This window comes from Actinoplanes campanulatus (assembly GCF_014647795.1).
Classification (GTDB): Bacteria; Actinomycetota; Actinomycetes; order Mycobacteriales; family Micromonosporaceae; genus Actinoplanes; species Actinoplanes campanulatus.
Map to the genome: position 1 here is coordinate 86,487 of NZ_BMPW01000005.1, position 23,583 is coordinate 110,069.

Annotated in this window: 18 protein-coding genes and 1 pseudogene; 7 read left to right on the forward strand and 12 right to left on the reverse strand. The window is 70.9% G+C overall.

The features are described 5' to 3' along the window. Nucleotides 1–136: 136 nt before the first annotated feature. The 7 genes and pseudogenes from IEZ13_RS11190 to IEZ13_RS11220 form a co-directional block, all read right to left on the reverse strand. On the reverse strand, nt 137–1,456 hold the full coding sequence (locus IEZ13_RS11190; RefSeq protein WP_183220976.1) for a hypothetical protein: 1,320 nt from the start codon (nt 1,454–1,456) through the stop codon (nt 137–139). A 109-nt stretch (nt 1,457–1,565) separates the two neighbouring features. After that, nucleotides 1,566–2,483: pseudogene (locus IEZ13_RS11195) on the reverse strand (Ppx/GppA family phosphatase); the annotation flags it as partial. Between the two features lie 93 nt (nt 2,484–2,576). After that, complete coding sequence (locus IEZ13_RS11200; protein ID WP_183220980.1) at nt 2,577–3,869, reverse strand: sodium:proton antiporter; 1,293 nt, start codon at nt 3,867–3,869, stop codon at nt 2,577–2,579. Beyond that, nucleotides 3,862–4,722, reverse strand: coding sequence for a shikimate dehydrogenase (locus IEZ13_RS11205; protein WP_183220982.1), 861 nt, complete (start codon nt 4,720–4,722; stop codon nt 3,862–3,864). The genes IEZ13_RS11200 and IEZ13_RS11205 overlap by 8 nt, the downstream gene beginning before the upstream one ends. Continuing rightward, entirely contained in the window at nt 4,722–5,729 is a 1,008-nt protein-coding gene (dctP, locus tag IEZ13_RS11210) for a TRAP transporter substrate-binding protein DctP (RefSeq protein WP_183220983.1), read from the reverse strand. Before dctP ends, IEZ13_RS11205 begins: the two co-directional genes overlap by 1 nt. A 16-nt stretch (nt 5,730–5,745) precedes the next feature. Next, a complete protein-coding gene (locus tag IEZ13_RS11215; protein ID WP_183220984.1) occupies nt 5,746–7,026 on the reverse strand; it encodes a TRAP transporter large permease in 1,281 nt (426 codons plus the stop codon). Beyond that, on the reverse strand, nt 7,023–7,535 hold the full coding sequence (locus tag IEZ13_RS11220; protein WP_183220986.1) for a TRAP transporter small permease: 513 nt from the start codon (nt 7,533–7,535) through the stop codon (nt 7,023–7,025). The genes IEZ13_RS11215 and IEZ13_RS11220 overlap by 4 nt, the downstream gene beginning before the upstream one ends. 200 nt (nt 7,536–7,735) lie before the next feature. On the opposite strand from IEZ13_RS11220, the gene IEZ13_RS11225 reads away from it, so the two are divergent. Next, nucleotides 7,736–8,509 (forward strand): IclR family transcriptional regulator, encoded by a 774-nt coding sequence (locus IEZ13_RS11225; protein ID WP_203833798.1) that lies wholly within the window; start codon nt 7,736–7,738, stop codon nt 8,507–8,509. Between the two features lie 9 nt (nt 8,510–8,518). Here IEZ13_RS11225 and IEZ13_RS11230 read toward each other — a convergent pair whose 3' ends face one another. Genes IEZ13_RS11230 through IEZ13_RS11240 form a run of 3 tightly spaced genes read right to left on the reverse strand, consistent with a single transcriptional unit; the run spans nt 8,519 to nt 13,772 of the window. Beyond that, nucleotides 8,519–10,582: an outer membrane protein assembly factor BamB family protein gene (locus tag IEZ13_RS11230; RefSeq protein ID WP_183220987.1), complete on the reverse strand. Its 2,064-nt coding sequence runs from the start codon at nt 10,580–10,582 to the stop codon at nt 8,519–8,521. Next, nucleotides 10,579–12,309 (reverse strand): thiamine pyrophosphate-binding protein, encoded by a 1,731-nt coding sequence (locus tag IEZ13_RS11235; protein ID WP_183220989.1) that lies wholly within the window; start codon nt 12,307–12,309, stop codon nt 10,579–10,581. Before IEZ13_RS11235 ends, IEZ13_RS11230 begins: the two co-directional genes overlap by 4 nt. Beyond that, the gene (locus tag IEZ13_RS11240) at nt 12,306–13,772 is read right to left on the reverse strand and encodes an aldehyde dehydrogenase family protein (RefSeq protein WP_183220992.1); all 1,467 of its coding nucleotides are present in this window, start codon (nt 13,770–13,772) and stop codon (nt 12,306–12,308) included. The genes IEZ13_RS11235 and IEZ13_RS11240 overlap by 4 nt, the downstream gene beginning before the upstream one ends. A 142-nt stretch (nt 13,773–13,914) precedes the next feature. Here IEZ13_RS11240 and IEZ13_RS46425 point away from each other — a divergent pair, with 142 nt between their 5' ends. From IEZ13_RS46425 to IEZ13_RS11250, 3 genes are read left to right on the forward strand one after another with little or no spacing between them, the layout of a single operon-like run. Further along, the gene (locus tag IEZ13_RS46425) at nt 13,915–15,084 is read left to right on the forward strand and encodes a CaiB/BaiF CoA transferase family protein (protein ID WP_203833797.1); all 1,170 of its coding nucleotides are present in this window, start codon (nt 13,915–13,917) and stop codon (nt 15,082–15,084) included. Beyond that, on the forward strand, nt 15,081–15,887 hold the full coding sequence (locus IEZ13_RS11245) for a citryl-CoA lyase (protein ID WP_372441865.1): 807 nt from the start codon (nt 15,081–15,083) through the stop codon (nt 15,885–15,887). The genes IEZ13_RS46425 and IEZ13_RS11245 overlap by 4 nt, the downstream gene beginning before the upstream one ends. Beyond that, nucleotides 15,857–16,798: a ThuA domain-containing protein gene (locus IEZ13_RS11250; protein ID WP_183220994.1), complete on the forward strand. Its 942-nt coding sequence runs from the start codon at nt 15,857–15,859 to the stop codon at nt 16,796–16,798. Before IEZ13_RS11245 ends, IEZ13_RS11250 begins: the two co-directional genes overlap by 31 nt. Before the next feature lie 7 nt (nt 16,799–16,805). On the opposite strand, the gene IEZ13_RS11255 is transcribed toward IEZ13_RS11250, so the two are convergent. Next, nucleotides 16,806–19,532, reverse strand: coding sequence for a TIM barrel protein (locus IEZ13_RS11255; protein WP_183220997.1), 2,727 nt, complete (start codon nt 19,530–19,532; stop codon nt 16,806–16,808). A gap of 309 nt (nt 19,533–19,841) precedes the next feature. Here IEZ13_RS11255 and IEZ13_RS11260 point away from each other — a divergent pair, with 309 nt between their 5' ends. Then, nucleotides 19,842–20,354 (forward strand): aromatic ring-opening dioxygenase LigA, encoded by a 513-nt coding sequence (locus tag IEZ13_RS11260; protein WP_203833796.1) that lies wholly within the window; start codon nt 19,842–19,844, stop codon nt 20,352–20,354. A 69-nt stretch (nt 20,355–20,423) separates the two neighbouring features. Here IEZ13_RS11260 and IEZ13_RS11265 read toward each other — a convergent pair whose 3' ends face one another. After that, entirely contained in the window at nt 20,424–21,179 is a 756-nt protein-coding gene (locus IEZ13_RS11265; RefSeq protein ID WP_183220999.1) for a CAP domain-containing protein, read from the reverse strand. Nucleotides 21,180–21,405: 226 nt separating this feature from the next. On the opposite strand from IEZ13_RS11265, the gene IEZ13_RS11270 reads away from it, so the two are divergent. Both IEZ13_RS11270 and IEZ13_RS11275 read left to right on the forward strand, forming a co-directional pair. Next, a complete protein-coding gene (locus tag IEZ13_RS11270) occupies nt 21,406–22,713 on the forward strand; it encodes a choice-of-anchor B family protein (RefSeq protein ID WP_183221003.1) in 1,308 nt (435 codons plus the stop codon). Between the two features lie 38 nt (nt 22,714–22,751). Continuing rightward, a complete protein-coding gene (locus IEZ13_RS11275) occupies nt 22,752–23,573 on the forward strand; it encodes a hypothetical protein (protein ID WP_229794621.1) in 822 nt (273 codons plus the stop codon). Nucleotides 23,574–23,583: the final 10 nt, after the last annotated feature.

Here is a 23,583-nt window from a genome sequence, read left to right on the forward strand (position 1 = left end):
TCTTCGGCCAGCCGTCGCGATTCGTTAGGGCGACGCTCACGGCTGATCGACCAGCGCGTGAGCGCACGATCGGCACGGTCCGCATCAGGGCCCGTCTGGTGGATCACCGAGATGGACCCTGATGGGACCGCGGCGGTCAGCCCGGGAACTCGTCGGGGTCGACGTCGGATGAGGAGGCGTTGCCGCCGAGAACCTCTTTCAGGCTGAGCTCCCAGATCGTGTACTGGCGGGAGGTGGTGGTGAACTTGAGGCTGTCGTCGAATTTGCTGAACGCGCATTCGCGGGTGAAGCGTTTGCCGTCCCAGTCCACGCCGCTGGCCAGGAAGACCTGGTAGGTGCCGTCCTTGATGCGGCCGGTCGTGACCTTCTTGTTGCCCCGGATGTAGACCGCGACGGTCGGCTTCTTCGAGCCCACCTTCACCAGCTTGACCACGGTGTCCACCGCGTCGCCGTTGTCGATTTTGAGTTGGCCGCTGCCACCGGTGACGCGGGTCAGGTAGGTCGCGTTGGGCTTGCGGCGGATCTGATCCTTCGTCACGGCGGGCACGAACGAGCCGAATCGGTACTTCGCGGCCGGGTCGGAGGCGGCGAGCGCGGCGATCGCGGTCCTCAGGCCGGTCGCGGCATCGGTGCGGCCGAGCGCGGCGGTGGCGGAGCCGCCGGTGCAGACGCTGCGGTCGTCCGCGGCCCCGGACACCGAGGACAGCTCGTCCGCCAGGGTGGAGAGCGCGGCGACCAGGTCGCCGTGCGCGGCACTGGCCGCGGCCGGCGCCGTCAACGCGGACAGCGTGGATTCCTGGGTACGGACCTTCTCGGCCAGGGCGTCGGCGGCGCCGGCCACCGCGCGGGGCGTGGTGGCTGCCCGCAGGGCGTTGACGCCCGCGGCCAGTTCCTTGTCGGCGGCGTCCAGTGAGGCCTGGAAGGCGACCGGATCGAGCGGCGGCGCCGCGGCGGCGGCTTGCTCGGTCGGCAGGGCCGCGGTGGTGGTGGAGGTCGTGGTGGGGCCGCTGGTGGTCTCGGTGTCGCTCGCTCCGAAGACTCTGGGCGCCAGCAGGATGCCGCTGAGCAGGACCATTCCCACGGCGACGGCGAGGATCCGGGTCCGCGCGCTGAACCGCGACCGGGCGGGAGCGGCGAAGCCGGGCGGCGGACCACCCGGCGGGAAGCCGGGGCCGGGCGGCGGACCGTACCCGGGGAAGGCGCCGGCGGGAAGCACCCGGATGAGCACGGGCACGGTTCGGGTGGAGGCTGTGCCGGTGGCCGGGTCGACCCAGGGCAGGTCGACGTTCAGCATCACGCCGTCCGTGGCGCCCGGCGGAAAATAGATCATTGCGGGCTGACCGTCCGGGGGCGCCGCGACCGCCTTCGTCGCGCCACTCGCGGCCTCGGCCGCGGTCAGCTCGACGACGACGTGCGCGGGACCGCCGGCGAAATCGCCCCCCGTATTCACATCCATGCTTAGAGTATCGGCGGCCCCGTCAACGTAGGCCATCCATGATCTTCAGTACGGGTCGTGGCTGCTGGTCGGTGAGGGGCCACCGCCGGTGCGACGGGGTCGGCACACCGAGGGTGTCCAGCCGGTGCAGGATCACCCCTTCGCGCAGCGCCCAGGGGCAGATCTGCAGGTCATTGATCTCCAGTGCCCGCATCGCGGCCCCGGCCACCAGTGCGCCGGCCACGAGCTGGTGGGCGCGGCCGGGACTCACGCCGTCCAGGTCGGCCAGGCCGGGTGAGGCCATCCGGCTGATGAAGCCGAACACCTGCCGCAGCCCCACATCGGTGAGGGAGCGACGGGTCCGCGGCCCGCTGCTGGACGGGGCGGCTCCGGCGAGCCGGGCCAGCGAGCGGAACGTCTTCGAGGTGCCGACGGCAAGGTCGTACGGTCCGGCCTCCCGGATCCGGCGGGCGACCGGGGCGAGGGCCGCGTCGAGGTCCGCGGTGAGGGCCTCGACGTCAGCGCGGGCGGGCGGGTCGCCGGGCAGCCGCTGCCGGGTGAGGCGCCCGGCGCCGAGGGGCAGGGACAACGCCACGTCGGGGTCTTCGTCGCGCCCGACCGCCAGTTCCAGGGATCCGCCGCCGATGTCGAGCACCAGCAGCCGTCCGGCGGACCAGCCGTACCACCGGCGGACGGCGAGGAAGGTGTAGCGTGCCTCGTCCTCGCCGGACAGCACCTGGAGGTCGACGCCGGTCTCGGCCCGCACCCGGGCCAGAACGGCCGCCGAGTTGTCCGCCTCGCGCAGCGCGGAGGTCGCGAAGGCGAGCAGTTCCTCGCATCCCGCGATCGTCGCGGTCGCCCGGGCCCGTGCCACGGCGCGCACGAGCCGGCCGGCGCCCGTGTCGGTCAGTCGTCCCGCCTCGACCTGTTCCGCGAGCCGGAGTTGCGTCTTCTCGGACCGCATGGGGTCGGGATGGCCGCCCCGGTGGGCGTCCACGACGAGGAGATGCACGGTGTTCGATCCGACATCCAGTACGCCGAGCCGCATGTCTGGAAGCTAACTCCGGGACGGGGGCGCCGGGACGGACAGGCGGTGAGATTCATCGAGAGTTCGGCGAGTCTTCTTCCGGGATGCGCATTCTCAGCGGAAGAAGAGGTGGGAGGTGGCCGTCAGGATCGGCAGCATGATCAGGGTTGCGGTGCCGGCGTAGGCGAAGAAGTGCGGCATCCGTACGCCCCGGTGTTCGGCGACCTCCTTGACCATGAGGTTGGGTCCGTTGCCGATGTAGGTCAGCGATCCCATCGTCACGGCGCCACAGGCGATGGCGGCCAGCAGGTCGTCGCCGGCCGGATCGGCGATCAGGGCGGCGAGGTATTGCGGGTCGGTGACGGCGATGCCGAGCTGCCCGGCGGCGACGGAGGTGAAGGCCAGATAGGTGGGCGCGTTGTCCAGGGTCGACGACAGGGCGCCGGCGGCCCAGAAGTACTGCCACGGGTGCTGCGGGCCGATCTCGGCGGCGTGGGTGTTGAGCAGCAGCAGCGGCTGGGTCATGGTGACGAACACACCCGCGAAGATGACCGCGACCGAGAGGATCGGGCCGACGGTGAAGTGGTTGCCGTCGTGGACGGCCCGGGGTGTGCACCGGTAGGACAGGTAGCCGATCGCGGCGAGCGCCGCCTCGGGCACACCGAACGGCCATCCGAGGGCGCCCCGGGCCAGCAGGACGGCGACGACGGCCGCGAGCAGGAGCAGGTTGCGTTTGCCGGCGATGTGCGGGGGTTCGTGGATGAGCAGCTGGTCCATCAGGCCGGTGGCGCGGTCGCGCCGTTCCTCACGGTTGACGAGGAACTGGTCGATCAGGTTGAACAGCAGGATGAGGGTGCCGTTGACGAACAGCCACGGCGCCCACAGCTGGAAGGTCCAGGCGAACGGGACGCCTTTGAGGAAGCCGAGGTACAGCGGTGGGTCGCCGATCGGGGTGAGCAGGCCGCCGGCGTTGGCGACGATGAGGATGAAGAAGACGACCAGATGGGCCCGGGTACGCCGGTGGCCGTTCGCGCGCAGGAACGGCCGGATGAGCAGCATGGCGGCGCCGGTGGTCCCGATGACGTTGGCGAGTACCGCGCCGATGGTGAGCATGCCGGCGTTGGCGAGGGGTGTGCCGGCGAGCGAGCCGCGGATCTCGATGCCGCCGGCGATGACGAACAGGGCGGCGAGCAGCGACAGGAAGGACACGTATTCGGCGATCGAGTGGGTGAGCGCCGCGGCCTGCCCGCTGACCAGCAGATGGATCGTGGCGGGGACGGCTAGGGCCGTGACGACCAGGGCCTTGTTGGTGAGTCTGCTCCACCATCCGGCGGCGAGCACTTCGAGCAGTGCGACCGCGGCGAGCAGCAGCACGAACGGCGCCGCGGTCCACATCGGTTCAGGCACCGAGGCGCAGGAGTTCGGCGGAGTGGGCGAGCATCGCGGCGGGGTCAGCGGGACGGCCGGTGAACAGTGCGAAGGCGGCGACGGCCTGGTGGACGCTCATCGGGGCGCCGGGCAGGGTGGGTGCCCCGACGGCGCGGGCAGCCTGGAGCAGGGCGGTGTCGGCGGGCCGGTAGACGAGGTCGGCGACCCACAGTTCGGGGCGCAGGTCGGTGGCGGCGACGGGTGATCCGGGGTGGTGGGCCATGCCGGTCGGGGTGGCGTTGATGACGCCGTCGGCGGTGGCGAGCAGGTCGCTCTGGTCGGCGGGGGCGCCGGTGGTGACCCGGCCGGCGCCGAACCGGCCGGTCAGGGTGCGGGCCAGGGCGGCGGCCCGGTCGGGGTCCAGGTCGACGACGGTCAGGTGCCGGGCGCCGAGGACCAGCATGGCGTGGGCGACGGCCGCTCCGGCGCCGCCCGCGCCGAGCTGTACGACGTGGTCGCGCGCCACGGACGGGAAGTGTTCGGCGAAGCTGGTGCGGAACCCGTACCCGTCGGTGTTGTGGCCTTTGGTGGTCTGGTCGTCGAAGACGATGGTGTTGACCGCCCCGAGCAGGCGCGCTTCGGCGGAGAGGTCGTCGAGGCAGCCGATGATCTGCTGTTTGAACGGGTGGGTGACGTTGAGGCCGCGGTAGCCGAGGGTGCGGGCCCAGCGCAGCAGGTCGGGCAGGTCGCTCGCGTGCAGGCCGCGGGTGTGCGAGTCGATGGTGGTGTAGAGCAGGCGGATCCCGTGCCGGTCGGCCTCGCGCTGGTGCAGCAGCGGGGAGTGGGACTGGCCGATGCCGGCACCGACCAGTCCGATCAGCACGTCCGCCATCAGGCGGAGGCCCGGATGCTCTTGTAGAGCTCCAGGTTCTCGCCGGTGTAGTGGGTGTTGAAGAAGGCCTCGGCCTTGGTGATGAAGGCGTTCCGGTCGACCTGGTCGACTTCCACGACGGTACGGGTGGGGTCGGCCCGCCATCCGTCGAGCACCTTTTCGGTCTCGTCGTCGACGCACTTGCGGTTCTCGGCGCGGATGTCGTGCACGGCCTTGGTGAGCGCGTCCTTCTGCGGCTGGCTCATCTTGTCGAGGGTCTTGTCGGAGATCACGACGAAGTGGACGCCGACCTGATGGTTGGTGAGGCTGGCGGATTTGAGGATCTCGTCGAACTTCTGCGCGTGGGTGGCCACCACAGGGTTCTCCTGCCCCTGGGCGACACCCTGTTGCAGGGCGAGGTAGAGCTCCTCGACGGCGATGGCGACCGCGTTGGCGCCGAGGGCTTTGGCGTTGGCCAGGAACTGCGGGGTGTTCGGGAACCGGATCTTCAGGTTGGCCAGGTCGTCGGGCTTGCGGATCGGCTGGGTGGCGGTGAAGGTGCGCATGCCGAAGTACCAGGCGTCCAGGACGGTGGTGTTCGTGGCGGTGTTGAACTCGGTGAAGAACGCGGTGCCGTTCCGGTCGACCCAGGTGAAGAAGTGGTCGATGTCGTTGAAGGCGTAGGCGGCGTCGAGCACGCCGATCTTCGGGAAGGCGGTCGACATGGCCGAGCCGCCCTGGAGGTCGATGTCGATGTCGCCGCTCTGCACGGCGGCGAAGCGTTCGGCGTCCGGGCCGAGCTGGCTGTTGGGGAACATGTCGATGGTGAGGTTGAGGTCGGGCTGCGCCTCGATGCGTTCCTTGAGCAGTTTCATGCCGCAGTAGAAGTTGGGCTGGGTCTCCGGCTGGGAGCTGCCGATCTTGAGGGTTAGCTGAGGGTTCTCCCCCTCGGCGGCGGTGGAGTTGTCGGCGGTGGTGCATCCGGTGGCGAGGAGGGCGAACGTCAGTGCGACTGCGAGCTTTCTCATGTCTTTCTCCCGAACATCAGAATCCGAGTAGGCCGGGTAGCCACAGCACGACACCGGGCAGCGCTGTGACGACGATCAGGACCAGCAGGAGCGGGATGAGGAACGGCGCGACGCCGCGGAAGATGACGTCGACCGGTTTTCCGGTGACCGAGCTGGTGATGTAGAGGACGCTGCCGACCGGTGGGGTGAGCAGCCCGATCATCAGGTTGATGATCATGACGACGCCGAAGTAGATCGGGTCGATGCCGAAGCCGACGGCGATCGGCAGCAGGACCGGCACCGTGACCAGGATGATCGCGGTGGCGTCGATCAGGCAGCCGAGGATCAGCAGGATGATGTTGACCAGGAGCATGAAGATCCACGGGTTACCGGAGACCCCGGTGAGGAACTCGGCGACGTCGCGGGAGACGTGCGCCCGGGTCAGGATCAGGCCGAGCAGGGCGGCGGCGCCGAGGATGAGCATGATGCCGCCGGTGATGACCGCGGTCTCCCGGGCGGCCTGCACCAGCACGCGGATCCTCGCGGTGCGGTAGACCAGGCCGAGGATCAGCATGTAGAGCACCGCCACCGAGGCCGCCTCGGTCGGGGTGAACAGCCCGGAGAGGATGCCGCCGAGCAGGATGACCGGGGTGAGCAGCGGGCCGACCGCGCCGATCGAGGCGCTGGTGAACCGGCCCCGGTCGAACGGCACCGAGGTGAACTGGGGCCGGCGGGCGGTCCAGATGAAGATGTAGACGCACAGGCCGGCGGCCATCGCGAAGGCCGGCAGCACCGAGGCGGCGAACAGGGCGCCGGTGGAGACGGTGGCGGTGGCCGCGTAGATGACGGCCGGGATGCTGGGCGGCATCACCGGGCTGATCAGCGACGACGACGCGGTGAGTCCGGAGGCGAAGCCGTGCGGGTAGCCGGCCTTGACCATCTGCGGGATCTGCATCTTGCCGAGACCGGCGACGTCGGCCAGGGCGGAGCCGCTCATCCAGGAGAAGCCGACGGCCGAGCCGACGTTGACGTAGGCGAGGTTGCCGCGCAGCCGGCCGAGCGCGGCAAGGCAGAACTCGTAGAGCCGGTCGGCGATGCCGAGGCGGTTGGCGAGCACGCCGACGAGGATGAACAGCGGCACCGCCAGCAGCGGGAAACTGTTGAGGCCGTCGAAGGTGGTCTTCAGCGAGAATCCGGCGGACCGGCCGTCGGCCAGCGCGTACCAGAGACTCGGCCCGATGAAGGCGAGGCCGACCGGCACCCGGATGAACAGCAGCACGGCGATGGCGAGGCCGACCATCCACAGTTCGAGGATCATCTCGCCTCCGCCGCGTCGAAGGGCACGTCCGCATGCCCGGCGGCGAAGATGCGGACCACGGCGCGGACCGCGCCGGAGGCGAAACCGGTCAGGGGTACGGCGTAGAGCACCTCGATCGGGATGCCCAGCGCGGCGGTACGGCGGCCGGAGTAGGCCAGGATCAGGTGGTAGGCCTCCCAGACCAGCAGTGCGCAGATCAGCGCCGTGCAGGCCGCGGACACCGCCTTGACGACCGTGAAGGCCCGCCCCTTCACCAGGTAGTCGATGATCTGGATGGTGATGTGGCCGTTGTTGCCGATCAGGTAGCCGACCATGATGAAGGTCAGAACGATCAGCGAGTAGCTCGCCAGCTCGCCGACGCCGGGCCAGTTGAGCGCCGGCACGAATCGGCTGACCACCTGCCACAGCACGCTGACGAAGATGACCGTGAGCGCCACGACGGCGATCCACAGCTCGACCGATCCCCAAGCGCGCAGGACCGCCGGTTCGCGCCAGCCTTCTCGTGTCAACGAAGGACCTCCGTCCGCTCTACGGACCACTAGTCGGACCATATGGACCGCTCTGTGGACTGCGTGTAACGTACGGGCGACCGCAGGTTCTGGCAAGAGGCCGTTACGGATGTGTGAATCCGGGCCGGGGGCAGGAGAATCCGGGTGACACGGCAGGATGGTCCGCGGTCGTGCACCTGGACGCGAGGAGAGTGGAACCTGTGGAGTCGCCGGAGGCCGTTGACCAGCAAGGGGTGCGCAGTGTCCAGCGTGCGCTGGGGATTCTCGGCCTGCTGACCGACGACCGGCCGATCGTGTCGGTCCGCGACATCGTGGAGGCGACCGGCCTGGCCAAGACCACGGTGCTGCGGCTGGTGGCGACGCTGGAGCACAACGGTCTGCTGTGGGCCACCACGAACGGGTACATGGCCGGGCCCGGCCTGTGGCGGTGGGCGCACCTGGCCCGCAAGAGCTGGGAGCTGCCCCCGGAGACCCGGACCGGCATGCGCGAACTCGCGGCGCGCCAGCGCGAGACCGTCAACCTGTACGTGACCCGCGACATCTACCGCGTCTGCGTCGCCCAGCAGGAGAGCCCGCAGCCGCTGCGGCACGTCGTCCGGGTCGGCGACGAACTGCCGATGTGGGCCGGCGCCTCGTCGAAGGTGCTGCTCCGCGACGCCTCCCCGGCCCTGCTGGACCGCATCGCCAAGGGCTCCCCGCACGGCCCCGGCCACGCCGCGGTCATGCGCGAGTGGATCGACGAGGCCACCGCGGCCGGCTACGGGGAGAGCCACGGCGAACGCGAGGCCGGGCTGTCCGCGGTCGCCGCGCCGGTGCTGGGCCGCTCCGGCGGGGTGGTCGCCGCCCTCGCCCTGAGCGGCCCGTCGCTGCGGTTCACCCCGGACCGGGTCGCCGAGTTCGCCACCGACCTGACGGCGATGGCCCGGCAGATGTCCGAACGCGGCTTCGACCGCCCGTTCGGCAGCCCCGCCTGAACATCCCGGTCACGGCCCGTAGACCTCGACCTTGCCGGTGGACCGGGGGCTGGCCGGATCGTTGAAGAAGTACTCGCCGGCCCGGGTGAACGTGTAGGTGAAGGACTCCCCCGGCGCCAGCATCACGTCGAACAGGCCCTCGAAGAACTGGGTGACACCGCGCGGGCCGGCGTTGCCCGGATGGTTGGTGAACGTGACGGTCGCGCCCACCGGCACCCGCAGATGGGTGGGCGCCATGCTCGCCACCCCGAAGGACTCGGTGGCGCCGGTGGCGGTACGGCCGATCACCACGGTCGTGCCCTCGACCGGGCCGCCGGAGACCGGGCGCCGGATCACCGGGGGCGGCGGGGCCGGCACCGGGCCGAGGGCGCCGCCGATCTCGAACGCCCACAGGAAGTCGCCGCGCGGCGCCGAGTTCCCGTACGGAATGCTGGTCCCACCCGCGTAGACGGCCAGGTACTCGCGGCCGCCGGCCCGGTACATGATCGGGCTGGAGCTGATCGCCGCCCCGGTCTGGAACCGCCACAGCTCACGGCCGGTGCACGCGTCCATGGCGAGCAGGTTGCCGTCCGGCTGGCCGATGAACATCAGGTCGGTGGCGGTGGTGAGGATGCCGTTGCCGTGCGCCAGCGAGTACGGCATCCGCCGCTTCCACCGCACCCGGTTGGTGCTGACGCCGACCGCCACGATGCCGCCGGTCTGGTACTCCCCCGGCGGCCGCAGCCCGTTGGCGGCCTCGGTCAACGAGTGCGCCGCCGCCACGTACCCGAATCCGGTGTAGACCAGCCCGGTGCGGTGGCTGAACGACAGGTGCGACCAGTCGGCGCCGCCACCGTGACCGGGAATGGACAGCACCGGGGTGTCCCAGTGCGGGTCGTAGAGGGCGCCACGCACGTAGTTGGGCACCGCCCGGTTCGGGTCGCCGGGCACCGACGTGCCCAGCGGCTGGTCGACGACGCGCTGTTCGGTCCAGCCGCCCTGCACCGGGAACGGCTGGGTCGGCCACGTCTTCTGCCGGGGCTCCTGCGGGACCGGCCGTTCCACGATGCCGAGCGGGGCGGTGCCGTCGGTGCGGTCGAGGATGAAGTACATGCCGGACTTGCTGCCGTAGACGACCACCTTGCGCATGCGTCCGTGGATGCGGACGTCGGCCAGCACCGGCGACATGACGTTGTCCATGTCCCAGATGTCGTGGTGGATCGACTGGAAGTGCCAGCGGTAGGCGCCGGTGCGCAGGTCGAGGGCGACCAGCGAGTTGGCGAACAGGTTCTGCCCACCCCGCGCCGAGCCGTCCTGCGAGGAGTTGCCACCGCGGGCGTTGCCGAACGTCCAGTAGGTCAGGCCCAGCGCCGGGTCGACGGCCGGGTGGATCCACGGTGTCGCCCCGCCCGCGGCCCACGAGTCGCCCTCCCATGTGTCGTTGCCGAACTCGCCCGGCCCGGGCGTGCCCCAGAAATGCCACACCACCTCACCGGTACGGGCGTCGACGGCGAGGGCGGCGCCGCGCGGACCGTCGTTGGTGCCGCAGAACAGCAGACCGTCGTGGTAGACCACGGCGACCTTCTCGATGTTGCCGTACCCGTTGATCTGCCGCTCCCAGACGACCTGCCCGGTGTGCTGATCGAGGGCGATGACGTAGTTGTCGTTGGACTTGGTGAACACGTGCCCGCCACCGACCGCGACGCCGCGGCGGGTGAGAGCGCCACGGGTCTGCTCGTACCGCCAGCGGGTCTGCCCGGTGACACCGTCGACGGCGATGACGTTACCGAGCGCCGACTCGATGTAGAGGACACCGTCGACGGCGACCGCGGTGCTCTGGCTGTTGCCGGTGCGCAGCCCGCCCTCGACCGAGTTCGTCCAGGCGCCGCGCAATCCGCGTACGTTGCCGGGGTTGATGCGGCGTAGCCCGCTGTAGTTCTGATTGCCGAGGTTGCCGCCGACCTTGGGGAAGTCGGCGTCGCCGGGGGTGTCGAAGCGGTTCAGGTCGGCCGCGGACGGCCCGCCCCGGGTGAGCGCGGGCGCCGGGACCGCCGCCGCGGCAGCGACCCCTTTGAGCAGGGTTCGTCGGTTCACTCGAAAACCCCCTGGTAGATGTCCTTGATGTTCCAGTGGCCCGGGGTGGGCACCGGCTCGTTGACCATGGGTACGTCGATGACCGCCGGCCGCCGGGCCGCCACCGCCGCGCGCAGAGCGTCACCGAAGCCGGCGGCGCTCTCGACCGGGTAGCCGTCCGCCCCGCACGCCCGGCCCAGCGCCGCGAAGTCCGGGCTGTACGCGGCCCCGTCCGGCCCGGTGAAGTCGCATCCGAAGCTGCGCCCGAAGTTGGCGGCCTGCAGGTCGCTGATGGTGCCGTGGGAGCGGTTGTTCATCACCACGAAGATCACCGGGGCGCCCTGTTCGACGGCCATCGGCAGGGCCGGCAGCTGGGCGCCCATACCGCCGTCGCCGACCAGCGCGACCACGGTGCGGTCCGGCTCGGCGATCTGCACCCCGACCGCGGCGGCCGGCCCGAATCCCATGGTGGAGGCGCCGCCCGGGGTGATGAATCGGCCGTCGGCGGGCAGTTCGTAGCACTGGGCGACACCGTTCTTGTTCCATCCCACGTCGGTGACCAGCACCGCGTCAGTGGGCAGGATCGCGCGCAGGTCGGTGAGTATCCGTTCGGGACGCAGCGGGAAGTTGTCGCTCGCTCCACGGCCGCGGCTGTCGGCGAACAGACTGCGGCGGGCCGCTGTGATGGTCTCGCGCAGGCCGGTACGCCGGTGCGGTTGTGGCCGCTTCGCCCGTACCGCGAGATCGATGGCCCGGGTGGCGCGGGAGATGTCGGCGACCGCCCCGATCTCCACCGGGAAGTTGCGGCCGATCTCGGCCGCGTCGATGTCGATCTGGATCAGCTTCCCGGGCGGGAACTGCCAGGTGTAGCGGCGGTCCCACGAGCTGGCGTCGGTCTCGGCGAAGCGGGTCGCGCAGGCCAGCACCACGTCGGCCTCCCGGGTGTGCCGGTTGGTCAGCTCCAGGCCCCAGAAACCCGGCATGCCGAGCAGCAGCGGATGGTCGTCGGGCAGCGCGCCCTTGGCCATCAGCGAGTGCACCACCGGGATGTCGAGATGCTCGGCCAGCAAGCGCAGCGCGTCCAGGCCCGGCCCGCGCCGCAGCCCTCCGCCCACATAGATCAGCGGGCGCTCGGCCGCCAGCAGCAGATCGGCGATGCGGTCGGCGGCCTCGGCGGGCAGGTCCGGCTTTTCCAAGACCCCGAGGGGGTACGCGTGAGCGCTCGCCGTGACCGGCCTGGAGAAGTGGTCCATCGGCACACTGAGCAGCACCGCGCCGGGCCGCCCGGACGCCGCCGTCCAGAACGCGCGCTCGGTGAAGCGGGCCAGATCGGCGGCCCGGTGCACCTGCCACGCGCGTTTGACGAAAGGCCGGTAGATGGCGCTCTGGTCGGCGTCGGCGTGCAGGTTCACCTCCTGGTGCGGGTGCCGGCCGCGGTAGTAGGAGGGGATGTCGCCGGCGATCGCGACCAGCGGCACCGAGTCGAGCGCGGCGGTGAGCACGCCGGTTACCGCGTTCGTCATGCCGGGGCCGACGTGCAGCAGCACCACCCCGGTACGGCCGGTGGCGCGGGCGTACCCGTCGGCGGCGTGCGCGGCGGCCTGCTCGTGGCGTGCGATGACGAACCGGATCGAGCTGCGGCCGATCGCGTCGAGCAACGCGATGTTGGTGTGTCCGCAGGTGCCGAAGACGTATTCGACGCCGTACGACGCCAGCTGGGTCACCATGGCCTCGGCGGCGGTGGTCATCGCGTGCCCTCCTGGTCGCCGAACAGGGACAGGCCGCGCAGCATCAGCGTCTTCAGCACCGTGTAGTCGTCGATCATCCAGCGTGGGGACTCCCGGCCGAACCCGGAGTCCTTGACCCCGCCGAACGGGACGTGGTCGAGGCGGAAGTTGGACGACCCGTTGACGATCAGGCCGCCGACCTCCAGTTCCCGCCAGGCGGTGACGACCCGGCGCAGGTCGTGGGTGAACAGTCCGGCCTGTAGCCCGTACCGGCTGTCGTTGCAGGTGGCCAGGACGTCGTCGAAGTCGTCGAACGGCGAGACGCTGACCACCGCGCCGAACACCTCGTCGCGGATCAGCCGGGCGTCCGCCGGTGGGTCCGCCACCACCGTCGGGGTGACCGTGGCCCCGTCCCGCTCGCCGCCCGTGGTGATGGTCGCGCCGGCGGCGGCCGCCTCCCGCGCCCAGCCGACCACGCGTTCGGCCGCGTCGTCGCCGACCATCGAGCCGACCGCGGTGGCCGGGTCGAGCGGGTCGCCGACCCGCAGCTTGCGCACCCGCTCGGTGAACAGGTCCAGGAACTCGGCGTAGCGGCGCCGGTCCACGTAGACGCGCTGCACCGAGATGCAGCTCTGCCCGGAGTTGCTGTAGCCGGTGGCCGCGCAGATCGCGGCGGCCGCGGCCAGGTCGGCGTCCTCGCAGACGATCGTGGCGGCGTTCCCGCCGAGTTCCATGACCAGGCGTTTGGCGCCGGCGGCCCGGGCCACGGCCGCGCCGGTGGCCGGGCTGCCGGTGAAGCTGATGACGGCCACCTGCGGGGCCGCGCTGAGCGCCGACCCGATCGCGGCGCCGCCGTGCAGCATCTGGACCGCCTCGGCCGGCATCCCGCAGTCGAGCAGCAGCCGGACGACGGCCGCCGACGACGCCGGCGCCTGAGGTGGCGGTTTGACGATGGTGGAGTTGCCGGCCGCGAAGGAGGCGCCGAGCTTGTGGGCCAGCAGGTTGGCCGGCGCGTTGAACGGGGTGATCGCCAGGGCCACACCGGCCGGCGCGCGGTAGGTGAGCGCGGTGGTGCCGACACCGCGTGCCCAGCCGGCGACCGGCAGCACCTCTCCCCCGAGGCGCCGGGCCTCGGCCGCCGACACGGCGAAGGTGTCGGCGACCCGGTCGATCTCACCGTGGCCGTCCTGGACCGGCTTGCCGAGTTCGAGGGCCAGCAGCCGGGCGAGGTCGTCGCGGCGGCGGGACGCCTCGGCGGCCGCGCGGTCCAGGACGTCCGCCCGTGCGGCCGGTGACATGCGGGCCACCATCCTGGCGCCGGTGCCCGCGTACCCCAGGGCGGTCTCGACGTCGTGCTCGCCGGCCTGCCGGGCGGTGCTGACGACGCGGCGCAGCCAGGGGCCGACGCGATCCACCCGCGGCCCGCTGGTCACCCAACTGCCGGCGATGAGGCATCCGACCTCGGTGATCTCGTGTTCGGTCATCGCCACTCTCCTCGCGCGGACCGCTTGGTGGTCCTTCTAGACCGCTCTGTGGACTACGTGTAACGTACGGGCCGCGAGGTTTCCTGGCAATGACTCACACCGATCGATCGCCTGCGGCCTTACCGACCGAAAGGCACCCCACATGGATGACGACCGACCGCTGCACGGCGTCCGGGTCCTGGACCTGACGAACGTTCTCGCCGGCCCCTACTGCGGCTACCAGCTGATGCTCCTCGGCGCCGAGATCGTCAAGATCGAACGGCCCGGCGACGGCGACCTGGCCCGCTCGCTGGGACCCGAGGCGGACCTCAACCGGACGGCGCTCGGCGCCTCGTTCCTGGCCCAGAACGCGGGCAAGAAGTCGGTCGAACTCGACCTCAAGGACGCGGGCGACCGGGCCGTCTTCGAGAACCTCGCCAGGGACGCCGACGTGCTGCTGGAGAACTTCCGCGCCGGCGTCCTCGACCGCATCGGCTACGGCTGGGAGACGCTGCACCGGCTCAACCCGCGCCTGATCTACTGCGCCATCTCCGGGTTCGGGCAGACCGGGCCGATGCGCTCCGCCCCCGCCTACGACCAGATCATCCAGGGTCTGTCCGGCATGATGAGCGTCACCGGCACCCCGGACACCGCCCCGCTGCGGGTCGGCTTCCCCGTCTGCGACACGGTCGGCGGTCTGGTCGCCGCCCTGTCGATCGCCGCCGCGCTGGCCGGGCGTACCCGTACCGGAAAAGGGGTTTTCCTGGATGTCTCCATGCTGGAGACATCACTGTCGGCGATGGGTTGGGCCACGTCGAACTACCTGGTCAGCGGGGTCGAGCCGGAGCCGATGGGCGATCAGAACGCGACCGCGGCGCCGTCCGGCACCTTCCAGGCCGCCGACGGGCCGCTGAACATCGCGGCGAACCGGCAGGAACAGTTCGAGACCCTGTGCCGCCTCCTCGACCGCCCGGATCTGCCCGCCGACGAGCGCTTCGCCGACCGGGAGGCCCGTAAACGGAACCGGGCCACCCTCAACGAGGAGATCAACACGGCGTTGCGGCGGCGGACCGCGCTCGACTGGGAGCGGCTGCTGGCCGGCGCCGGGGTGCCGGCCGCCCGGATCCTGACCGTGGCGCAGGCCCTGGAACTCGACCAGGTCAGCGAACGCGGCTTCGTCACCGATCTGCCGTTTCCCGGGCAGCCGCGGCGCACCCTGCGGGTCGCCGGCAACGGCGTCCTCGTCAACGGCGAACCGTTGCGCCCGCCGGGACCCCCGCCGTTGCTGGGCGAGCACAACGCCGAGTTCGCCTCGGAGGTGACCGCCCCGTGAACGATCCGTCCCTGCGGGACGTGGCCGACTGGTGGGCCACCGCCGTGTCCCGCGTCGAACCCGACCGCATCGAGCTGCGCGGCCGGCCCGTCCAGGACCTGATCGGCACGATCAGCTTCACTGACGCCATCTGGCTGATGCTGCGCGGCGACACGCCCACGCCCGGCCGGCGGCGGCTGCTGGAGGCGGCCCTGGTGTCGTCGGTGGACCACGGGCCGCACGCGCCGTCGATCGCCGTCGCCCGGATGGCCGCGACCTGCGGCATCGGCCTGAACAACGCGGTTGCCACCGGGGTCAACCTGCTCGGCGACGTGCACGGCGGCGCCGGGGAGCAGTGCATGCGGATGCTCGCCGAGATCGCCGCGGGCGCCGACGCCGCCGAGGTGGTGGACCGGTGGCGGGCCACCTCCCGCTACCTGCCCGGTTTCGGCCACCGCTTCCACACCGTCGACCCGCGCCGGGATCCGCTGCTCACCCTGGTCGAACAGGCTGTCACGGACGGGGTCGTGCAGGGTGACTACCTGCGCGCCGCCCAGGCGGTCGAGCGGATTCTCGCCGTCGGGCGCCGTCGGCCCGTACCGATCAACATCGACGGCTGCACCGCGGTCGTCTACGGCGAACTCGGATTCGCACCTCCGCTGGCCCGCGGCCTGTTCGTCCTCAGCCGCAGCGTCGGGATCCTCGCCCACGCCTGGGAGGAGACCGGTCAGGGCCGCCGCAACAAGGGGCCGATACCACCGTCGATTCTGCCCACCCATCTGGGAGACGACCCATGCACCGGAGAAGACTCCACGCCTACCTGACCGCCGCCCTCACCCTCGCCCTCCTGCTCACCGCACACGACCGGCTCCGCCCCGCCGCCGCCCCGCCCGCCGACAGCGCCGACCACGGCGTCTGCCGCGGCACCGACCCCCGCTGCTACCACGACTGGGGCAATTTCGACCCGGCCACCGACGGCTACCGGGTGCTCGTCTACAGCCGTACCGCCGGGCCCCGCCACGCCCATCTCGGCCCGGCCCTGCCCGCCGGGCTCAATCCCCCGCTCACCCCTGCGCACGCCGCGCAGAGCGCCCTGGTCAGGCTCGGGACGGAGAACGGCTTCGCGGTCGACTGGACCGAGGACGTCACCCAGCTCAGCTCCCCCGCCCGCCTGTTCCGGTACAACGCGGTCATCTTCATGAGCACCACCCGCGACGCCCTCGACGACCCGGCACAGACCGCCCTGCGGCAGTACATCCGCGGCGGCGGCGGATTCGCCGGCATCCACAACGCCTTCGGCACCGAGTACAACTGGCCCTGGTACGAGGGCCTGCTCGGCGACGCCAACTACTACGACCACGGCCGCAACCAGCCCGGCACGGTCGTCACCACGAGCCGCCGCGACGCGTCGACCGCCGGGCTGCCGGCCCGCTGGGACTTCACCGACGAGTGGTACAACCTGGTGCCCTTCCCCAGCCGGGTACGGATCCTCGCCACGGTGGACGAGAGCACCCTGCCGGACGGGGCGACCGGCGGCAGCGGCCACCCCGGCCACGGCCGCAACCATCCGGTCTCCTGGTGCCAGTACTACGACGGCGGCCGGTCCTGGGTGACCACGCTCGGGCACGCCGTCGAGGCGTGGACCGACGCGCCGATGGCCGGGGACACCTCTTTCGTCCAGCACGTTCTCGGCGGCATCGAGTCGGCGATGGGCCGCCGGCCGTTCTGCCGCTGACCGGCGATCAGCCCGCCGCCACGGCCGCGTCCAGGCGCCGCCGGGCGGCGGCGATCGCCAGCCGCGCGTGCTCCCGGCCGCCGACCTGCGCCGACATCTGAGCACGGGGGATCTCCAGGGCGTACGGGATACCCGCGGGCAGCGCCGAGAGGATCCCGTCGAGGTCGATGCCGCCGTCGCCCGGGTACAGCCGCTCGAAGCGGGCCGTGTGGATGAGCTCCGCATTGGTCGGCGGCACCCCGGCCGGCGCGTCGCAGACGTGCGCGAAGTGGAACCACTGCGCCGGCAGCTCCCGCAGATCCGCGACGCTGGACCCGGAGCGGGCGAAGTGCAGCAGGTCGACGAGGATGCCGGCGTTGGGCTGGCCTGCGGCCCGCAGCACCCGTGCCGCCTCGGCCAGGTCCGGCGTCTCGGTCCAGGACGGGAACTCCAGGTCGACGGTCAGCCCGAGCGGCCGCGCCATCTCGCACAACCGCGCGAACCTGTCCACCTTGCGGCCACGGTCCGGATCGGGCAGCTGAGTGATGACGTGCCGGGCGCCGAGTTCCGCCCCGGCCTCCAGGAAACGCTGGAAGTCGCGCGGATCCTCGTCCGGCCCGATCCGGGCCAGTTCGATGTCGAGCACCTCCACACCGGTGGCCGCCAGCCGCACCTTCGTCGTACGCATCAGCGCCGGGTCGGTGGCCAGCGGGTAGTGCGGCTCCTGCGGGGTCACCTTCGTCAGCCGGATCCCCACATAGCGGTAGCCCGCGTCGGCGGCGGCCTCGACCAGTTCCGGAGGTGACAGGCTCAGCGCGGTCAGGTGCGCGAGCGAGTAGTCGCGGGGCCGCCCGGATTCGGCCCGCAGACCGAGCAGCCGCCGGTGCCGGTGCGCTGCCATGCGCACCGGCACGGACGCGACAGCGCCGTAGCCCGCGTAACCGCCGATGCGCTGCACCACCTCGAAGAACAGCCGGGATCCCAGCATCTCGGTGTAGAAGTGCAGGTACTCACCGTCGTCGTCACTGTCGTACAGGATCGAGAGATCCCGCAGCGCCGCCAGCAGATCCGGCGGCGGAGCGAGCCTGGCGTCCAGATCGTCGTAGTAGTTGTCCGGGATCCGCAGCACCGGGGCGCCGAGCTGCCGCATGGCCCGGGCACTGGCGATCACGTCGTCGCTGACGAACGCGACATGCTGCGGACTCGGAATCCCGGGAGCCCAGCTCCCGCGGCGCAACGGCGCCGTGTTCAGAGTGATCCGGACGGTGTGCGCCGCATCGGTGGCCGACCTGCTGCGCAGCAGCCCGAACGGCGCCGCGATCTCGGTGGTGGGCCCGGAACACAGCCCCAGCACCGAACGGTAGAACAGGGCCGACTGGTCGAAGTCGTCGACCGACTCGGTGAGAGCGATGTGATCGGTGGCGGTGACCAGCCCGTCGGCGCGCGGCTGGTCCCCGGTCGGCGCGAAGTCGGCCGGCCAGCCGAGGCCGTCGCCGCCGGTACGGCAGAAGAACACGGCCGTACCGTCCGGTGCGGCCACCGAGCTGAGGTCGGCCTCCCCCGGCTGCCGGACCCGCGGCAGCACCGGCGCGAGCAGCCGGTCGGCACGCTGAGCCGACCGCGGCGGGTCGTCACTCTCCACCGCCAGGGCACAGATCAGTGCCGTGCCGGGCGCCACCGTCCGCTGTGGCGCGAAGTTGAGCAGCAGCCGGGCCCGGCCCTGTTCCCACAACTGCACCGGCTTGGACCGGTGCTGGCCGGTCCGGGCGAACCCGAGCGCGGTCAGGGTACGCGCCACCACCGGCCCGGAGACCTCGTCGACGGCGAGTTCGGTGAAGACGTGCCCGCCCAGCCGGGGCGCGGCCGGCAACCCGGAAGCCGGGCCCGCACCGGCGGTGGCCTCCTGAAGCGCGAGCAGCGACCGCATCCCGTCGATGGCGGCCTGTCGTGGGTCGGCCTGGCGGTAGATGTCGTTGAACACCTCGAGCGAGAACGGCCCGGCATAGCCGGTGCGCTGCACCTGGGCGGCGAACGTGGCCAGGTCGAACGAGCCGAGCCCGGGGAACAGCCGGTGATGCCGGCTCCACTCGACCACATCCATCCTCAGCCGGGGCGCGTCGGCCAGTTGCAGGTGGAAGATCTTGGCGCCGGGTATCGCCGCGATCCCGGCCATGTCGTCGTCCCGGGACAGGACGTGGAAGCTGTCCAGGCAGAGCCCGAGAGCCGGATGATCGGCGCGGCGCACGATCCGCCACGCGTGCGCGTAGCTGTCGACGTACCGGCCCCAGGCTTGCGGTTCGTAGGCGATCCGCAGGCCACGCCGCGCCGCCCTCTCGGCGAGCGCGGACAACTGCTCGGCGGCGAGATCGTCGTCATCGACGGTGTCCGCGGACGCCGACGAGCACACCAGCAGCGTGCCGGCGCCCAGTTGCTCCAGCACGTCGAACTTGCGCTCGGCACGCCGCAGATTGGACCGCAGAATGTCCGGCGCGACCGCTTCGAAGTCACGAAACGGCTGGTAGACGTCGATCGACAGGTCACGGCGGGCGCACTCCTGCCGGATCCGCGACGGCGACCAGGCCGACGCGATGAGGTCACTCTCGAAGATCTCCACGCCGTCGAACCCGGCCGCGGCGGCGGCCGCCAGCTTGTCCTCGATGGTGCCCGACAGGCAGGCGGTGGCGATCGACAGTCGACGGGCGCCGGCGGGCGCGACTGTCCGGTCGCGGACCCCGTCATGTTCGGCGATGAGCATGACCGCTCTGCCTTCCCGCGCGGCGACAGGTTCGGTGGGGTCCGCCAGGCGGTCCATCCGATCCGAAATAACGTACTAGTTAGTTAGTTATAGCGGACGGCCGCGAACCTGAAAAGAGTTCGCCGACGGACACCGTCGGCGGACCAGGGCCTTCCCGGGTCAGGACCTTCGGCCCGTACCTGTCGGCCCTACTGCGGAGTGCCCCGGGACCGGATTCTTAATTGCGTAAGCCGACGATCGAACCCCGGCCGGACACCAGGCCGGAGGGACCGACGAGGGATAAGAACAATCACCTAACGGGAGTAAGTCATGACCGCTGTAGCTCACGAGGTCGGCCGGACCGCTGCGGGTAGTGCTGTTCGCAGTTCGCGGAAGGCCGCTCGCGGTTCGGGCGGTGCTGTTCGCTGGATCGGCATCCTGCTGGCACTCGCCGGCCTGGTCATGATTGCCGCCGGAGCCACCACCTGGTTCACCGTGCAGTCGCAACTCGCGGACGAGCGGATCACCGTCTCCGCCGACGCCAAGTGGTTCGCGGGCGAGAAGATCGACGGCCCGCTGACCGCGTACGCCGAGGCCGACATCATCGAGAAGCACGCGCTCAAGGCGAGCGGCGGCAAGACCTACGCCGAGCTCGACAAGGAGGACCCGGTTCGGGCCACCGTCATGAACGGCTCCTTCCTGCGCGCCTCGCTGTTCACCTCGGTCGTCTCGTTCGGCATCGCCGCGATGGTCGTGGGCCTGGGCTTCGTGATCTCGCTGGCCGGCTACGCGCTGTTCCTGATCGGCCGGCGCCCCGCCACCGACCCGGCTCCCACTGCCTGACATACAACGACCCGAAAGAAGCGGCGCCCGGTGAACCACCGGGCGCCGCTTCCGTATGTGCCGGCGGCCTCAGGCCGGTGTGGCGAAGTTCTGGGTCCAGTACAGGGTGCCGGAGGAGGACTTCGTCCGGCCGACACCGATCTCGGTGTAGTCGCAGTTGAGAATGTTGGCCTTGTGCCCGGCGCTGTTCATCCAGCCGTCCATGACGCCGGCCGCGGTGGTGTAGCCGGCGGCAACGTTCTCGGCGACGCCGCGCCACTGGTAGCCCTCGGCGGTGACCCGATCGCCCATGCTCGCCTCGCCGGGCAGCTGATGCGACATGGTGTTCTGCGCGGCCTGCAAGTCCGAGTGTTTCTGCGCCGCCGCCTCCAGGTGTGACTCCCTGCTGAGCCCGGAGCAGCCGGCCTTCTCCCGTTCGACGTTGACCAGGCGGAGCACTTCGGCGTTGACCGTGGTGGAGCCGGTGGAGCCGCTGGTCGGCGCCTTGGTCGTCGTGGTGGGCTTCGCGGTCGCGGTCCGCCGGCTGGTCGTGGCCGTCGTCTGCGAGCTCTTCGGGCGTACGGTCGCCGACCTGCTCGCCGACGGTGTGGCCGATGCCGACGGCGTGGCGGGCGTCGTGGTCGTGGGCTGCGTGGACGGCGAGGCGGTCTCGTCCGGCGTGACGGTGGCGTCCGTGGTGGTGGCCGGGTTGGTCGCGGCGAGGCGGATCTCCCGGTCCCCGGTGCCGGCGCCCGCGACGATCGTGGCCGAGCCGGCTCCGATCAGTCCCAGGGCCCCGATGGCCGTCAGGACGTAGCGGGTCCGCCGTTGGGATGGGGTGGGCACGAACGTACTCCTCGTCGACTCGCCTGGTAGCAGCCGACTCACTATTCATGCCCAGCGCGCGTGAAGATCGATACTAAGGAACGCTTAAGGATCGCCTCATCGAAATCTAACGGTCGGCCCGCGAGAATATTGACGATTGTCGAAGTGACGCTTAGCGTTCAGGCACGCATCCGGTGCGTGCCACACCCCCGCGCGCGCCGGTTCCCCCGCGCGAAAGGGCGTCGACATGCTCCGAGGCGTACGTCGCACCATCCTTGCCGTCACCGGATTCCTGCTGCTGCTCGCCGTCGCCGGCCCACCGGCCACCGCGCACGACCCGGACACCCCGGAGGGCCGAGCCGAGCAGGCGGAGATGCTGCGCATCTACCAGCCCACCTGGCGCAGCGGCGAACTCCTCGCCGGCGCACCGATCACCTGCGTCAACGGAATGGCCGACAAATACCCGTGCAAGAACGTCGACCTGCTCAGCTTCCTGCCGCAGTCGGCGCTGGGCGGCGGCGGCTCGTCGAGCATGTGGTACTGGACCGACACCCGCGACAGCAACGAGTACATCCTGTACTGCCGGTCCAACGGCGTCTCGTTCGTCAACGTCACCGACCCGTCGAACCCGCGCTACCTGGGCAACCTGCCGTCCTCGAACGGGGTCAGCTCGTCCTGGTGCGACGTCCGCACCTACAAGAACTACGCCTACATCGGCAAGGACTCGGTGTCGCACGGCATCCAGATCTTCAACCTCAACAAACTCCAGGGCGTGACCACCCCGCAGACCTTCACCGCCGACGCGCGGTTCACCGGCCTGACCAACAGCCACACGCTGCAGATCAATCAGAACACCGGTTTCCTGTACGTCTCCGGCGCGAACACGTGCAGCAAGGGCCTGACGATCTACGACATCAAGACGCCGCTCACCCTCACACTGGCGGGCTGCTACAGCCGTGAGGTGTACTCGCACGAGTCGATCGTGGTGACCTACGCCGGCCCGGACACCCGCTACACCGGCCGGGAGATCGCGTTCAACTACACCGGCCAAGGTAGGCGGTTCCAGATCCTCGACGTGACCAACAAGTCGAACATCGTCGTCCTGTCCAGCGTGACCCACCCGGGCGCCAGCTTCATCCACCAGGGCTTCGCCACCAGCGACTACAAGCACATGATCGTCAACGACGAGACGATCAGCACCGCCGCCGGCAGCCCGGACTTCGTCTACAACATCGAGAAGCTCGACGCCGCCCGGTACGTGGGCAAGGACGTCGGCACTCGTGGCACGTTCGTCAACCACAACGGCTACACCGTCGGCAAGCGGCACTTCCAGGCCTCGTACCGCGGTGGCCTGCGCATCCTCGACACCACGAACGCCGCCTCGGCCTCGCTGCCCGAGGTCGGCTACTTCGACGTCGACCCCAGCTCCAACGCCAGCGGGTACAGCGGCAGCTGGATGGCGCTGCCGTACCTGAAGAACGGTGTCGTCGCCGTGCAGAGCATCGGCGTCGGGTTGTTCCTGGTCCGGCCGACCGGAACGGCGGCGGTCAGCTGACCGGCACCGGATCGCGTCACCGCCGCCTCTCGGCGGCGGTGACGCTGGCGGGTTTCGTGGCGGCCGCCTACCTCTTCGCCGACAGCCGCGGCCCGTCTCCGGCCACGGTTCCGGCACCGGCCGCCTCGGCGGTCGCCTATCACAGCGACGGGCTCTCCGACAGCTACGACGGCTTCCGGGTGGAGCCGCTGGCCCTGCCCACCGGCCGCGGCCCGGGCCGGGTGTCGCTGCGGGTCACCGGTCCCGGCGGCGCCGCCACCGACTTCCAGCACGTGCACACCAAACCCATGCACATGTACGTGCTCCGCGACGACCTCTCCGAATATCAGCACCTGCACCCGGAGGTGGCCGACGGCGCCTGGACCGCCCCGGTGACCATCTCCGACGGCGGCGCCTACCGGGTGTACATCGAGTTCGTCCCGCACGGCCGTCCGGCGGGCGCCGACCCCACCGTCCTCGGGGTCCCGTTCGTCATCGCCGGCGACACCAGCATGGTGCCCGTCCCGGCCCCGCAGGCCCAGGCCCGCTCCGGGCCCTACCTCGTACGCCGTCTCGACGGCACCGCCGACCTGATCTCCGGCACCCAGACGGCGTTGCGGTTCCAGGTGTTGCGCGACGGCCGCCCGGCGGTGCTCGAACCGTATCTCGGCGCCTACGCCCACCTGTCGAACTTCGAGGTGCGCACCCAGGGCCTCAAGCACCTGCACCCGATTCCGGTCGGCCCGACCGGCGCCGCCCCGCCCGACGCCGTCCTCGCGTTCCACGCCGCCTTCGCCGAACGCGGCGACAAGCGCCTGTTCCTGCAGTTCCAGGCCGGCGGCACCATCCATCAGGTGGCGTTCACCGTTTTCACCACCTGACCGGCGGCGA